This is a genomic window from Lutimonas sp. (assembly GCF_051011215.1).
Lineage (GTDB): Bacteria > Bacteroidota > Bacteroidia > Flavobacteriales > Flavobacteriaceae > Lutimonas.
Genome location: NZ_JBPCUJ010000162.1, coordinates 1 through 14589, shown reverse-complemented (window position 1 = coordinate 14589; position 14589 = coordinate 1). Strand labels below are relative to the sequence as shown.

The window sequence follows — 14589 nt, the reverse complement described above, 5'->3', positions numbered from 1 at the left end:
TTTTTTTGTCGGTACCGCACCTTGAAAGCAAGCTTTCGGTTTGTTCCAACAAAAAAAAGCTCTGCAAATTTTGCAAAGCTTTTTTAGTCGGGGTGAGAGGATTTGAACCTCCGACCTCCACGCCCCCAGCGTGGCGCGCTAACCGGGCTACGCTACACCCCGAAAACATATTTAAAAAATCATCGTATCATGATCTAAAAAATAAGAGCACAAATATAATTGTGTAAATCTTCACGTACAATAAAATTCGATAAATAATTAAGCACCCTTCAACAATTCGATCATTCAAAGATTCTAAATAATTCAAAATATTATTCTTTAATATCGTAACTTGCATTAAATGAGTATTTAAACTTCCGCATGAAAAAAGTCATTTTAAGAATCGTTATTGTTCTTGGTATTTTATTTGTCATTCTCAAAGGTATCGAGTGGTGGCTGGAGCATAACTTTGCAGCAAAAATAAATGCAAATCCTGAACGGGCATACAACATTGATTATGAAGATTTTGACCTCCACACTGGTTTAAAGGGAATCACTTTAGACAAGGTGAAAATCAGGCCACTCAATGAAACTGAAGGAGCCGCCTCTATTGTGGGAGATGTTGAATATGCGACATTAAAAGGATTGGTTTGGGTTGACCTCTTGTTCGGGAAAACCTTAAATATTACTGAGATTTCGTTTGAACAACCCGTATTTGAAATAACCTTACGAGCAGATACTGTCAAAAAGAACAGTGGAACGGGTATTCAAGATATGTTTGGTGATATTTTATCAAGAGGTGATCTACAAAATTTCCGAATCGAGAATGGTTCTATGATTCTCAAAGAGCCTGGTAGTGGAAAAATAAAAGGTGAAATAAAAAAAGTGAATGTGTTGGCCACAGATTTGGAAACTGACACTGTTCAATTATCTCATCTCATTCCATTTAAATTGGGAGACCTGCAGGTTGAAATAGAAGAAATTAAATTCGATTTGAATGAATATACCCACTTTAAATTAGGTAAAATTGAATATGACCTCAAAGAGAAAGTAATCAAGTTACTTGATCTTTCCATGGGCTATTCCATTGATTGGGTAGCGGTAAGCAATAAAGTAGGATTTCAAAATGATATTATCGAACTTCATGTAAAGGAAATTAGCATGCATGAACTTGAACCCTCAAGTAGTTTCTATTCGCATCTTGATATTTCAGCTCGAAAAGTACTCATCGATTCTTTAGACATCAAACTTTCCAGAAATAAGAATTTAGAAAGACCAGCAGATGTGGTAAAGCCCATGTTTAATGGCATGATTTCAGCCATTCCGATTCCTGTGGAACTGGATTCCATTCAATTGTTGAACTCTACTGTTACTTACCAGGAATTGGGCGCCAAAAAAGAGGAATCAGGAAAGTTAAGTCTGAGAAACATCGATGGTGTGATAAGAGGTTTTACAAATATCCCGGAGAAACAGGATAATCTTAAACAATTGCGATCCGATCTTAGTGCCAATTTCAATGGATACGGCAACATGCAGATTGCACTGGTGGTTCCTTACAAAACAGAATCTTTTCAATTGAAAGTTGATATGAAATCTTTGGAGATGAATAAGTTCAATCCAATGCTGATTCCGTTGGCAGGTGTAAAAATAGAGTCCGGAGAGCTTCAGAAGTTAGAGTTTAAAATGAATGCAGGTCATCAATACTCAAAAAATAATCTGATTTTTGATTATAAAGATCTGCATGTATCTCTTATCAAAGAAAAAGAAAACCATAAGTTCAAAAAAAGAGCTATTATTTCTATGATTGCGGAAGCTACTGTAAAGAATAACAACTATCCGGAATATAAAAATTATTTAACGGCTGCATATGATACTGAAAGAAATGTGCATCGCTCGCCTGTTAATTATATCATTCAGGGAATGGTACAGGGAATAGTTCGAATTGTACCCGGTAAAAATATAGGGAACGCTGTTACAAAGGATACCAAGGAAAAAAAGGATAAAAAGAAGAAAAAGAAGAAAGAAAAATAACCAGCTAAACTTGGGAATCAAAACTCCCCAAGAATCCTCTATCAATGAAAAATTATAGGTATCATTCACTGTTATATACTTGCTTACTTGTACTTCTATCCTGTACCTCGGAAGAAATTCCTAAAGACGCGACCATCATTGGAACCTGGCAACTTATTGAAATGTATTCGGATCCCGGAGACGGCAGTGGTACCTTCAGACCTGTAAACAGTAATAAAACCATTCGCTTTAAAACGAACAATACGTTTGAGTCTAATGGCATCATGTGCCATCTTTCTTTGGCATCAGATGCAGCCTCAAAAGGAACTTTTTCAGAGACAGCATTAACGATTGCGCCTGATGCCTGCGAACTGGATGTCAATCTTACTTATAAAATTGAGTCCGAGTATTTGATCATCTATTACTTCTGCATTGAGGGCTGTGGTGAAAAGTTTAAAAAAATTAACTAAGTATTGCAGTATGAACGCGCAATTAGGTTATGACATTGCAAATGATAATCTGCATTAAAATTTATAATGAATACAAAGGATATAAAAAGTAGAAGAAATTTTCTACAACAATCGAGCTTACTAACCGCGGCTTCTTTTATGATGCCTTCCTTTTTGGTTGCAGGTACTAATCCATTCAAAAAGAAGGTCCGAATAAACGCTCATTTATGGGTGTACGCAAGTCAATTCCCTCCTAACTGGGATTGCACACCCATTCTCGATACCGTTTTCTCAGATCTAAGTCATGCAGGTATTGATGGACTGGAATTGATGGAGCCGAACTTAAGGCATGATGATTCTGTGAAAAACCTCAATGCCTTGATTAAAAAACACCAAGTAAAGGTTTCGGGATCTTCATACGGCGTTGGTTTTTCCATGTGGGATCGAAAACAACATGAAACCATAATAAACGATATTGACCTTATCATACCGCGTTTAAGCGAAGTTGGCGGCCGAACCTTTGGAATTTCAGTTGGCGGTTCTGATCATAAAAAAACAGAAGAAGAATTAGATGCTCAGGCTGAGATACTCCTGAAAATCAGAGCTACTTGCCAGGCAAATAACATTGTAGCAAATTTACACAATCACACTTATGAAGTAGAAAATAACCTCCACGACTTAAGAGGTACCCTACGGAGGATTCCTGATTTTAAATTGGGTCCTGATGTCAATTGGCTCATACGAGCAGGAGTAGATCCTGTAAGTTTTATAAATACCTATGGCAATCAAATTGTCTATTTACATATCAGGGATCAATATGAAAGCGGAGAATGGACGGAATATGTCGGTCAAGGTGCTACTGATTTTAAAGCAATTGCACAGGCTTTGCACAAAGTTGATTTTAAGGGAGATGTAGCTATTGAATTGGCATTTCCGAATGATTTTGAACCTGAGAATTCCCTCAGGGAAGATTGGAAAATGAGCAAAGAATATATTCAAAAAACATTTGGCTGGTAATTTAATTTGATCAACATTGTACCTCGATATACTTATGTACAGGCCCTAAATAAACTAAGAAATGGGTTCGACTTCCTGATGTAAAACCTCTGAACTACTCTTTTGAACTAGTATTGTAGTATTAATCAAAAAATACACATACTATGTCTTTAGATCAAAAAACACTTTCCGCCCCACTAAGCAGATTAGGGCATGCCTTGCAATCAAACAAAATTGTAAAAATTGCAGAAATTCTGTTTATTTTCTTAGTTTCAGGTACCATCATTACACTCTTTATTTCAGAACAAGCAGAAGATCTGCTCTATAACCAATTTGTTGTTTGGTGTTCTAATATTATCATGCTCATTCTAGTTTTTACCGGAGTAAAATTACGTGGAGAAAATCTGCGCCAATTTGGTTTAAGCTTTCATAAATTCACCTTAAAATATGCTTTAAAAACCTTGCTGCAATCAGTAGTGGTTGCTGTTTTGGCAACGGCAGCTTTTGTTATTGGGGCTGTGATAATGGCCAATGTATCTGGCGTTCCTGCCCAAGCGGATCATACTGTATACAATTATATCAGCGGCAATATTGGTATGCTTTTATTGAGCCTGGCCGGCGTGTATATTGTATCATCATTTGGGGAAGAGATCGTCTACCGGGCCTTTTTAATTAATCGAATTTCTGAATTGGGCGTCGATAATAAAACAACAAAAATCATTGCAGTAATACTGAGTTCCATCATCTTTGGTTTGGTGCATTACAGCTGGGGATTCATGGGTATCATCCAAACTTTTTTTATGGGCTTGGTCCTTGGTTGTTCTTATGTTTATCTTAAAAGGAAAATTTGGGTATTAATTATTGCCCATGCCTATATGGATACCCTCTTAATGGTTCAAATGTATTTGAATTAATAGCATTCCAATCTATTTGACTTTCAACAGACAGGCTAAGACTGATGCTTGATCTTTTCATAAAGCTTGACCAGTGACTGTAATAATTCAACAGGCCTGGTCAGGATTTGATAGTGATTCTTGCCAAACATCTGCGGTAAATAATATTTTGCCTGAGCTTCAATGGCCAAGGCATATGAATTTATCTTTCGCTCATTTAATTCTCGAATCGCCTGCTTCACATCATTAATCCCGTATTTGCCCTCATAACGATCATAATCATTGGGTTTTCCATCGGAAATTAGAATCACCCATTTATTCTTTGTTTTTCTTTGGTCCAATAGATGTCCTGAATGCCGCAAAGCGGCCCCTATGCGCGTGTAACCACTGGGTTGGATTCCTCCTATGTTATATTTGGCCTTATTCCAGTTATCGTCAAAGCCCTTTAAGTTTAAATAAGTTGCATGATTCCTTGTCTTTGAATAAAATGCATCAATGGAAAAATCGATATTGAATTCATTGAGAATTTCACCAAATAGCAGAGAAACCTGTTTTTCAACATCGATGACTCTGTTACCTGCCGCATAAGCATCGCTCGATAAACTGACGTCCAATAATAATAGAATGGAGAGGTCTTTTTCTTTTTTGCGTCTAGACAGATAGATTTTATCCGAGGGCGTATGCCTCGAATTCACATCTACAAACAGATCTGTTATAGCATCCAAATCAAACTCATCACCTTCTGACTGTCTTCTTTGTTGCTGAAACTTGTTATTTACGGAAGTCAGCATTTTGCGAAGACCAGTCAGTGTGGTGGAATTCTGAGTTATTGTTTTATTGTAAAAGTCGATGTCTTTATAACGTGGCGTTGTAGGATATACTTTGCAAAAGGCCTGTTTATAAGCTCTCTTTGCATAATCCCATTCATCGTATAGAACATGGTAATCATTCTCCTTAAGATCAGCACTTTCAGCAATTGTCGTATTCTCGACAAAATCAGCCTGGTATACTGAATGAACCGGATCGTCCACCCGTACCGTATGCTTCATATGTAATTCTTCGAGTGCATTCTCATGATCCTGCAGGTCATCATCACCATCCATATCTCGGAAATTTCCCCCGAACTCATCTGCTGTCTCCACTTTCTCAAATTGATGCTGAAGAACAGCATCATCCAACTGTTGTTGATCGATTTGTACCGAAATAATTTCTTCCACAGCCTTAGCTCTGAGCAACGTTTTCTGTGTATCTGAATCTGCTGTCTTTACCTTAGCATCAAAGTTTTTCAATCTATCATCAGGACTGGAATCTTGACTATTTTTCATCCATTTTCCATAAACCATACTGAAATCCGGAGCTTTATCTTTCACTTTTTGCCTTTCATAAAAAGCAAAAATTTTCTGATAGTACCCTCTGGCTATTGGAAACTGCTCAAATAACTCTGTCAGCACCTGCTCAGCACTTTCCTTAGCCTTTACACGTGACGCTTCCAAGGAATGATCTTCCGAATCAGACCAATTCAAATTCAAGATCTTTTGAATGGATAGATATAATATTCTAAACAGATAAAACGACACATTTTCTTCGCTTGTTTTAAATGCAGCATACACAGGTGGCAGAAAGAAGTTATTGTTCTTATACCCTCCTTCCCTTTCAGCCTCGAAAAGTTCAATTGATTCTCCTGTAATGGCCCTTGCAAATAAAAGCAACCGAGGTTTGATATCATTCAGTTTTACAGCATAGCTAAGACCTTCCTCTTTTTTTTTACTCCTCCTCTTGAAAAAATGAGCAAATTTTGTAAAAATATATTCATCGGGTTCAAACATGCCTTATTAGCCTTTTAAGTTGAATTCTAACGCATCAGATCATCAGATCACAAAGATCCTTTAAGGCATTGATTGTCTCTATATCATCTGTTAGTGGCTCAACCACAGCTGCATGCACTGCAATCCGCTTTGGAAGGCCTGAATAGATCAATTTAGCAGCATCTACGAGCAAGCGGGTCGAGACAGTTTCCGTTAGACCTAATTCAGTTAAATTTCTTATTTTCAAGGCTATGTTCACTAATTTTTTCGCCAGGGAAAGATCTATATTTGTTTCTTTTACAAGAATTTCAGCTTCAAATTTTGGATCCGGATAATCAAATGATATTCCAACAAAACGCTGCCTTGTTGATGGTTTCAATTCCTTAAAACCTCTTTGATAACCGGGATTAAATGATGCGACCAGCATAAAGTCTTTATGTGCTTCAACTGTTTCGCCAAGTTTATCAATATAAAGTTCTTTCCTATGATCTGTCAAAGAATGTACGGCTACGATTACATCGGGTCTTGCCTCTGCAATTTCATCCATATATATGATGGCACCTTGCTTGGCAGCCCTCGTGAGCGGGCCATCGATCCAAATAGTTTCGGCGCCTTTGATAATATACCTTCCTATTAGATCTGTTGATGATGTTTCTTCATGACAGGAAATAGTAATTAAGGGTTTGTCCAATTCATGCGCCATAAACTCAATAAAACGAGTTTTACCTGTTCCTGTAGGTCCTTTTAGTAAAACAGGTAACCTGTTCTTAAAAGCATGTTCAAACACTACAATCTCTTTGGCTGTTGCCTTGTAATATGGTTTTTTAACAGCTTTGACTGCCATTGCTTGATTAACTTCCAACTCGTTTATTTGTGTATCCATGTCATCACCTTTTTGTCATAATTCTAATTATACCGAAATCTCTTGCAAAGCCTCATCAGTTGGTTTACCATGTTTATAGAAATCTATTAAGTAAAAAACAATTCCTGTCGTAAATAGGGTGGCGCATAAAATCAACACGACAAAATGAATACTGATTTCATTTTGAACCGCCATAAAATCCATTTTGAATTTTCTTTCCAGATATACCTGTGCAACACCGGCAACACCAAAGGCAACAGTCATTCCAATCATCCCAATATTAGACAACCAAAAAGCAGCTCTTCCTGTGGAACTTTCATATAGCTTTCTTCCCGTCATATTCGGCAGGCTGTAACTAATAATCGCAAGAACGATCATACCGTAGGCACCCCAGAAGGCCAGATGCCCGTGCATGGCCGTTACCAAAGTACCATGTGTATAGAGATTGGTTTGAGGCAAGGTATGCGCAAACCCTAACAGTCCCGCTCCAACGAAAGATACAATTGCTGCACCAAGTGTCCAGTATAGGGCCAGTTTATTCGGATGTTTCTTTTCGCCTTTTCGGTACATATTTACTGCAAACAAAGCCATTGCCAAAAACGCCAATGGTTCCAGGGCTGAGAAAATACCTCCAACAATGATCCAGATTTTATTTACACCTATATAATAATAATGATGCCCAGTTCCTAATACACCTGACAAGAAGGTCAGACCAACAATTACATAGAGCCATTTTTCAATAACTTCTCTGTCAACCCCGGTCAATTTAATTAAAAGGAAAGACAATATTCCTCCCATAATCAATTCCCAAACACCTTCTACCCATAAATGCACCACCCACCAACGGAAGAATGAATCCATTACCTGGCTATCAAAAGGTAACATTCCCGGCAAATAGAGCAGTGCTGCAAACAATAACCCCATGGATAGTACCAATGCTGTGGTAGTTTGTCTCTTCCCTTTAAAAAGGGTCACAAGAATAAGACCCAGAAACAACAAAACATTGACCACCACCAAATAATCTAAAGGCCTTGGAATTTCTAAAAATTTCCTTCCTTCCCAATAATTGAAATGATAGCCAACAATAGCAGCCACTCCGACCAGTGCCAAGGATATTAGCTGTACATAGGCCAGTTTTACATTCACCAGTTCTCTCTGAGCCTCCTCAGGAATAATATAATAAGCCGCTCCCATAAACCCGGAAAGCAACCAAACCACTAATAAGTTCGTGTGAACTGCACGGGCAGTATTAAAAGGAATAAATTCGTGAAGATTATCGAATCCAATTCGGGCAAAACCCATAATAAATCCGTAGGTAATTTGTAGTGTGAGCAATAGCATTGATAGTGCAAAGAACCAAAATGCTACTTTTTGTGATTTATATTTCATTTTTTTTGAGTTTAGTTGTTGACTTTTTCTTTCGCTAAAGGTGAGACCACGGTGTCGAAGCCGTTCAGATCAATATCATCAATCCAATCAAAGAAGGCAATCACGTCTTCTGCTTCTTCTTCAGACATACCATAGGCAACCATTTTTCTGCCATTGGGTCCCCAGGGAACCGGAGACATTAAGACGGCTTTGATATACCCTTCTCCTCTTCTGTCAATTACTTTGGTTAATTCAGGTGCATAGTATGCGCCCTCACCCAATATTGTATGACATCCCATACAATTATTTGATTCCCAAATTTCCTTACCTCGAACCACTTCTTCGGTAATTTCCCCATAATTCGATTGATCCTGATCCTTGCTGAAAGAATAAATAGTAAGCCCAATAAAGACTAGAAACGTTACTAAAGTACCTCCCAAAAAGAATGCTCTGGCTTGTTTTTTTGATAACATAGTTGATTATTTAAGATTAAAAGACCTTTTTATCTTTTTCAAATATTAAAAATATATCTCCTTCAAACAATGATATTTATCATGCTTTGAAAAGAAATATTGAAGCGTCACAGTCCAACCCACATCTTCCATTTTCTGCTTTTAGCAACAGGCCGTTCTAATTAGCATGTACGTGAAGGCCTGTGCAATAACCACCATCTTTTTTCTATAAAATGATTACTTTCACTTTCCAGTAGATCAATATGCAAAAAAAAAAAGTACTTGTTTGTTTAATTAATTTCCTGATTGCTTCTCTCCTAGGCCTTGCGTTGCGATACTCCTTTGTAGGCTCCATTCCTATAAATTATAGGTTTCTAACACATGCTCATTCACATGTTGCCATGCTGGGCTGGATTTATTTAATGCTCTTCACTCTTTTTGTTCATTATTTTGTTCCTGGTAAAAAGACTGTTTTCAATCGTTTGTTTTGGCTGACAGAATTTTCTGTCCTTGGAATGATGCTTAGTTTTCCATTTCAAGGCTATGGCGCTATTTCAATTTCCTTTTCCACACTGCATATATTTTGTAGCTACTATTTTACTTATCTCATTTGGAAACATCATGAAATAAAAAATATTCCGGCTCGCTACTTGTTAAAAGCCTCACTATTATTTATGTTGCTTTCAACGGTTGGCGTCTGGTGTTTGGGACCGGCCGTTTCTTTGCAAGGCAACGCATCTGCATTTTATCAAATAGCAATTCAATTCTTTTTACATTTTCAATTTCAAGGCTGGTATTTAACAGCGGTACTTGCTTTGTTTTTTTACAGCATCAAGTTGAAGGATTCTGAGAATTTCCGGCTGTTTTATAAATTGTTAATAGCATCTACCCTATTGACCCTGGCACTACCTGTCAACTGGTATGCACCAAGTAAACTATTGTATTGGATAAATGTTATTGGTGTTTTGATTCAACTCTATTCAATCGTTCTTTTTTTTAAAATAGTAAAACCCGATTTAAATACCCGATTTAAACAAAATTCACAACTCAGTAATCTTCTTCTCGCTTTTGCTGTTTTTTCTTTGGTCTTAAAAGCAATGCTGCAATTAACCTCCTTGTCACCTGTTTTTTCGCAAAGTTCTCATCAGTATAGAAATCTTGTTATTGGTTTTATTCATTTAACAATGCTGGGACTGGTTTCTGGTTTTCTGTTCTACTTCATAGTACGCAGTAAAATAATTCTTGAGAACCGTTTTCTAAAAGCCGGTATTTACTGTTTTGTCATCGGTTTTATCGGTTCAGAATTTTTATTGATGATGCAAGGATCTATGTTCTATTTTGGCAGCGGTAGTATCCCGAATTACTACTTATTTCTATTCGGTTTTTCAGGACTCATCCCAATTGCAATTATTATTCTGATATCCAACATCTTAAAAAGAAAGACAGCTGAATCAAGTTAGGGACCAAAAATCGATCCTAAGTTCAGATGCCTGGTTTACATTTCACATCTTAGGATGCTATGTAAGATTCATGTAAAAATAGTTTGCAGTGGGTCTTCATTTATTTATATATTTCTTACTTTCACAGCTATAATGGTGCCTCAAATTAGCCAGGCCTATTTGGAAGTTATCATGAGCGAATTCAAAAAAACTATCCATTCATATGGAAAATACAAGTGTTTTGAACGTTAGAAGCGGAATAAGCTCATTGTAATAATTAGTTCAGTTTGCCCCTTAAATACAAAGACCTATGTCAAAAAACAAACTCATTGAAGATCAGTATAAAAGAACTAGTTTATTTGAGAAAGAAAATGTGAATCACCTGGTCAGTGTTTTAAAAAGATTCAATACAGTTCCAAAAATCAACAGTATTAACATCATTACCTCTATAAATAAGCCTGATCTTTTTAGAATTATTCCCAACAAATCGATAAAAATTGGTGCATCGTTTTTAGACAAACCAGTCCTGGCGCTCATCTATCTGAGATATGGTATAGAATGGCAACTTTGGTACAAAGCCTTAGGTTCGGAAAAAGCTGCTATTATCTTATGTGATTTGGCTGCCCTTAAAGTGACTCGAATCTTTTATGATTTATTACCCAAAGAGGATAAAGAAAAATTAAAAATCCATGATTATTTTCTATTGGATCTGATCAAAAATAAAAAACATATTGATGCTGAATCTTTAAAAGAGCTGAGCGAGTTGCAGCGTTTTCACAGACTTGATAATACCCTGGTAAAAAATCAAGCTGTTTGGGAACCAATCCTTCATGATCTAGCCCAACCGACAGAGTTTTTATTGATGGCAGGGGGAGATCTAAGATTAAATATTGACGAATCACAGCTCTTGAACAAATATGGTTGTCGCCCATTTCCAAGACCAGAAGCCTTTACATTTGCGTCATCAACGGCCACAAGTGTCTCAAACTATGCCTTTGATAAAACAGACAAAGCCCGCAGTATTCTTATTCAAAACAGTTTGAAAAAAGGATTAAAAAATGCCACGATTGATTTTTCAGAATTGTTAAAAAACAATCTGAGAAGGGCCCTTAAAATAAAGGATGATTGTCAAATAATTTTTTCACCTTCGGGGACGGATTCATCACTTCAACTGGCAGGTATTGCCCAAATTAGCACCGAAAAGGAAATAACCCATGTGTTGGTGGCTTCCGATGAAACCGGTAGCGGTGTAGCTACTGCCTTAAAAGGACGGCATTTTGAAAATACAACAGCCTTGAACCATGCGGTCATCCAGGGAGATCAAATAGAAGGATTCAGAGATGTGAATGTGATCAAAGTTCCCTTTCGGGATGACAAGGGGCAATTAAAATCATCGTCTCATTTAGATACCGAAATTTTTAAAGCTATATCCAAAAGTCACGAAGCTGGCAATCATATTGTATTGCATACCATGGATCAATCAAAATTAGGCTATCAGTCACCTGGTGACGCCATGATTGAGAAATTAAACAGCCTGGAAAATTTATCCATACAAATTATTGTCGATGGTTCGCAACTAAGGCTGGATCCTTTAGATATTCGACAGTATTTAAACAAAGGGTATATTGTTACAATCACAGGAAGTAAATACTTTACCGGCCCTCCCTATGCAGGTGCACTGATCGTTCCCAAAAGCGTCAGTCAATCTATTGATGCTGTAAAAAGTAAGTTACCTAAGGGCCTGACCGGCTACTACAATCATTCTGATTGGCCAACCTCATGGTTCTGTTCCAAAGATCTGTCTGATGGATTTAATTATGGTTCATATATGCGTTGGAATGCTGCGATTGTTGAGATGGAAAGGTATTTCAAAACACCTATTTTATATAGAAATTTAGGGATTGAGATGTTTTGTAATTTTGTGGAAGATTCTATTAAAGAAGCTACATTTTTAGAACCTCTTTATGGAGATGAAACTAAAATAAACAGTTACAACAGCGAAGCCTTCGGTCTTAGAAATATTCGTACCATTTTTCCATTTTTCATTCATCATGATAAAAAAGTCTTGACCAATGAGAAGGTCAAAAAACTATATCTCTTATTGAATTCTGATATTTCTTCTGAGTTTGAAAAGTCTTCTATAGAGATCATACGACTTGCTGCGCAGAAATGTCATATAGGTCAGGCTGTGGACGTAAAATACCCAAACGGAATCCAAAGTGCCGTTTTAAGAATTAGTTTGGGAGCCCGCGTTATTTCAGAAAGTTGGGTGAACAGAGATATTAGTATCTATTTTAGAAATATAGAATTACAAATGGATCAGATTACCGTAATTATTAAAAAAATTGAGTTAATACTTAGTAAACCAGCATTATTGGAATAAATCCATTCATTGTATACGATGCACATGCAAGAAATCTACAAACGTTTTTTACTCCTTCTATCTTGTAAAGAGGAATTTCTTTTGTTAATTGAATCGGTGTTTTTTTATCAAGTTTCACCTATTTAAAAAAATCATTCAATATTGGTCAACTGATTTTCTGCCTTATACAGAACGATATTTTGCATACCCTTATTGATAGCTTCCTTATTCAAAGGAATTAAATTGTGATAACGTTCAGGTAGTGATTTCTTTAAGCCTTCAATAACATTATCCAGTTTCACAATGGGTTTAACACTCAGAAACCCACCCAAAACGAGCATATTGAACACTTTTTTATTACCCATTTCTGTAGCCAACCGATTCCCTTCTATCTGATATATATCAATATCAGTTCTTGTTGGATGCATCATAATTCCATTAGGATCATAAATCAAAACACCCCCTGGCTTTACTGATTTTTCGAACTTATCCATGGATTGCTGGTTTAATATAATAGCCGTATCATAGACCTTTAAATAGGGTGAACTTATTCTTTCATCACTTAAGATTACTGTAACATTTGCAGTTCCTCCTCTCATTTCCGGGCCATATGATGGCATCCAACTTACCTCTTCATCCTGCATAATACCAGAATAAGCCAATATTTTCCCCATGGATAATACCCCTTGACCACCAAACCCTGCGATAATAATTTCTTCTGTCATGATATTTATTTTAATTTCCCTTTCACCTTAATATCTCCCAAAGGAAAGTAGGGAAACATATTTTCTTCCATCCATCTATTGGATTCATTTGGGTTCATTTTCCAACCTGAATTACAATTAGAAACGATTTCCACAAAAGACAGCCCTTTCTTCAACCGTGTGTTTTTAAAAGCGGTTTTAATGGCTTTTTTCGCTTTTCTGACATGCTTATGTGTATGTACCGCTTGTCTTGTTGCATAATATGTTCCCGGCAGGTTCGCAACTAACTCAGTTATTTTGAGCGGGGACCCCATCGTTTCAATTTCCCTTCCATATGGCGACGTTGACGTACGCATGCCATTTAAGGTTGTAGGCGCCATTTGCCCTCCTGTCATACCATAAATTCCATTATTTACGAATATAATTACAATATTCTCACCTCTGTTACAGGCATGAATAGTTTCGGCCGTCCCTATGGCAGCTAAATCACCATCACCCTGATATGTAAATACATATTTATTAGGCCAGGTTCTGGCAATAGCGGTTGCAACAGCCGGAGCTCTCCCATGAGCAGCTTGCGTTATATCAATATTCATAAAATCATACGCCAGTACCGAGCAACCTACCGGAGCAACACCAATTGTGTCTTCTACGATACCCATTTCGTCAATGACTTCCATGGCTAAATTATGTGCCGTTCCATGACCACAACCAGGACAGTAAGACAGGTTCGTGTCGGTCATCAAACAAGTTTTACTAAACACTTGATTCTCGGGTTTAACAATGTCAGTTACTTCCATTTCTTATGATTTTTTGTTCTAAGGCTTCCAAGATTTCTTCTGGAGTATGAATGATTCCTCCGGTTCTTCCAAAATGAGCAACAGGAACTTTACAGTCTACAGCTAATTTTACATCTTCGATCATTTGACCGGCACTTAATTCAACACTTAAAATTCCTTTTACCTGACCTACCAATTCAAAAAGTGGCTGTTTTGGAAAAGGAAACAAGGTAATTGGTCTTAACAATCCTATTTTTATTCCTTTTTTACGTCCCAATTCTACTGCCTTTTGGGAGATTCTGGCACTTGAACCATAAGCTACAATGAGGTATTGGGCATCATCACAATGAATTTTTTCATAACGTAAATCCTCCTTTTCCATTTGTTCATATTTTCTTAATAATCTATGAACTCTTGCTTCCATTTTCTCAGGTTGCAAATCGAGTGAAGTCACGATATTTCTTTCTCTTCCTTTTTTACCTGTTGTGGCC

The 14589-nt window shown here is 37.0% G+C and carries 13 protein-coding genes and 1 tRNA gene; 6 read left to right on the top strand and 8 right to left on the bottom strand.

What is annotated here, in order from left to right; all coding sequences use genetic code 11:
* Positions 1 to 87: 87 nt before the first annotated feature.
* Positions 88 to 162: transfer RNA gene (locus tag ACR2MV_RS15430), tRNA-Pro, on the bottom strand.
* Positions 163 to 360: 198 nt separating this feature from the next.
* Here ACR2MV_RS15430 and ACR2MV_RS15425 point away from each other — a divergent pair.
* From ACR2MV_RS15425 to ACR2MV_RS15410, 4 genes are all read left to right on the top strand, one after another.
* Positions 361 to 2010 carry a DUF748 domain-containing protein gene (locus ACR2MV_RS15425; RefSeq protein WP_434023071.1) on the top strand — a complete coding sequence of 550 codons (1650 nt, stop codon included), beginning with the start codon at positions 361 to 363 and terminating at the stop codon, positions 2008 to 2010.
* Positions 2011 to 2054: 44 nt separating this feature from the next.
* Positions 2055 to 2459, top strand: a complete 405-nt coding sequence (locus ACR2MV_RS15420) for a hypothetical protein (protein ID WP_434023069.1) — start codon at positions 2055 to 2057, stop codon at positions 2457 to 2459.
* A gap of 66 nt (positions 2460 to 2525) precedes the next feature.
* Entirely contained in the window at positions 2526 to 3455 is a 930-nt protein-coding gene (locus ACR2MV_RS15415; protein WP_434023068.1) for a TIM barrel protein, read from the top strand.
* A gap of 143 nt (positions 3456 to 3598) precedes the next feature.
* Positions 3599 to 4348, top strand: a complete 750-nt coding sequence (locus ACR2MV_RS15410) for a CPBP family intramembrane glutamic endopeptidase (RefSeq protein ID WP_434023067.1) — start codon at positions 3599 to 3601, stop codon at positions 4346 to 4348.
* Between the two features lie 35 nt (positions 4349 to 4383).
* On the opposite strand, the gene ACR2MV_RS15405 is transcribed toward ACR2MV_RS15410, so the two are convergent.
* Genes ACR2MV_RS15405 through ACR2MV_RS15390 form a run of 4 tightly spaced genes read right to left on the bottom strand, consistent with a single transcriptional unit; the run spans position 4384 to position 8835 of the window.
* A complete protein-coding gene (locus ACR2MV_RS15405) occupies positions 4384 to 6153 on the bottom strand; it encodes a nitric oxide reductase activation protein NorD (protein WP_434023066.1) in 1770 nt (589 codons plus the stop codon).
* Positions 6154 to 6187: 34 nt separating this feature from the next.
* Positions 6188 to 7015: a CbbQ/NirQ/NorQ/GpvN family protein gene (locus ACR2MV_RS15400; RefSeq protein ID WP_434023064.1), complete on the bottom strand. Its 828-nt coding sequence runs from the start codon at positions 7013 to 7015 to the stop codon at positions 6188 to 6190.
* Positions 7016 to 7042: 27 nt separating this feature from the next.
* A complete protein-coding gene (locus tag ACR2MV_RS15395) occupies positions 7043 to 8383 on the bottom strand; it encodes a cbb3-type cytochrome c oxidase subunit I (protein WP_434023062.1) in 1341 nt (446 codons plus the stop codon).
* Positions 8384 to 8394: 11 nt separating this feature from the next.
* The gene (locus ACR2MV_RS15390; protein WP_434023060.1) at positions 8395 to 8835 is read right to left on the bottom strand and encodes a c-type cytochrome; all 441 of its coding nucleotides are present in this window, start codon (positions 8833 to 8835) and stop codon (positions 8395 to 8397) included.
* Positions 8836 to 9077: 242 nt separating this feature from the next.
* Between ACR2MV_RS15390 and ACR2MV_RS15385 the strand changes: the two genes are divergently transcribed.
* Entirely contained in the window at positions 9078 to 10274 is a 1197-nt protein-coding gene (locus tag ACR2MV_RS15385; protein ID WP_434023058.1) for a hypothetical protein, read from the top strand.
* A 289-nt stretch (positions 10275 to 10563) separates the two neighbouring features.
* On the top strand, positions 10564 to 12636 hold the full coding sequence (locus ACR2MV_RS15380; protein ID WP_434023057.1) for a hypothetical protein: 2073 nt from the start codon (positions 10564 to 10566) through the stop codon (positions 12634 to 12636).
* A gap of 131 nt (positions 12637 to 12767) precedes the next feature.
* Here the strand turns inward: ACR2MV_RS15380 and ACR2MV_RS15375 are convergent, their stop codons facing one another.
* From ACR2MV_RS15375 to ACR2MV_RS15365, 3 genes are all read right to left on the bottom strand, one after another.
* Positions 12768 to 13340, bottom strand: coding sequence for a 2-oxoacid:acceptor oxidoreductase family protein (locus tag ACR2MV_RS15375; RefSeq protein ID WP_434023056.1), 573 nt, complete (start codon positions 13338 to 13340; stop codon positions 12768 to 12770).
* 5 nt (positions 13341 to 13345) lie between these two features.
* Positions 13346 to 14062: a thiamine pyrophosphate-dependent enzyme gene (locus ACR2MV_RS15370; protein WP_434023055.1), complete on the bottom strand. Its 717-nt coding sequence runs from the start codon at positions 14060 to 14062 to the stop codon at positions 13346 to 13348.
* A gap of 43 nt (positions 14063 to 14105) precedes the next feature.
* On the bottom strand, positions 14106 to 14589 hold a 484-nt coding region (locus tag ACR2MV_RS15365), incomplete at its 5' end, for a transketolase C-terminal domain-containing protein (protein ID WP_434023054.1).

Coding starts and splice junctions, on each gene's coding strand:
- ACR2MV_RS15380 (WP_434023057.1), top strand. CDS start 10,564: ATGTCAAAAAACAAACTCATTGAAGATCAGTATAAAAGAACTAGTTTA.
- ACR2MV_RS15390 (WP_434023060.1), bottom strand. CDS start 8,835: ATGTTATCAAAAAAACAAGCCAGAGCATTCTTTTTGGGAGGTACTTTA.
- ACR2MV_RS15385 (WP_434023058.1), top strand. CDS start 9,078: ATGCAAAAAAAAAAAGTACTTGTTTGTTTAATTAATTTCCTGATTGCT.
- ACR2MV_RS15405 (WP_434023066.1), bottom strand. CDS start 6,153: ATGTTTGAACCCGATGAATATATTTTTACAAAATTTGCTCATTTTTTC.
- ACR2MV_RS15370 (WP_434023055.1), bottom strand. CDS start 14,062: ATGACCGACACGAACCTGTCTTACTGTCCTGGTTGTGGTCATGGAACG.
- ACR2MV_RS15415 (WP_434023068.1), top strand. CDS start 2,526: ATGAATACAAAGGATATAAAAAGTAGAAGAAATTTTCTACAACAATCG.
- ACR2MV_RS15375 (WP_434023056.1), bottom strand. CDS start 13,340: ATGACAGAAGAAATTATTATCGCAGGGTTTGGTGGTCAAGGGGTATTA.
- ACR2MV_RS15420 (WP_434023069.1), top strand. CDS start 2,055: ATGAAAAATTATAGGTATCATTCACTGTTATATACTTGCTTACTTGTA.
- ACR2MV_RS15400 (WP_434023064.1), bottom strand. CDS start 7,015: ATGGATACACAAATAAACGAGTTGGAAGTTAATCAAGCAATGGCAGTC.
- ACR2MV_RS15395 (WP_434023062.1), bottom strand. CDS start 8,383: ATGAAATATAAATCACAAAAAGTAGCATTTTGGTTCTTTGCACTATCA.
- ACR2MV_RS15425 (WP_434023071.1), top strand. CDS start 361: ATGAAAAAAGTCATTTTAAGAATCGTTATTGTTCTTGGTATTTTATTT.
- ACR2MV_RS15410 (WP_434023067.1), top strand. CDS start 3,599: ATGTCTTTAGATCAAAAAACACTTTCCGCCCCACTAAGCAGATTAGGG.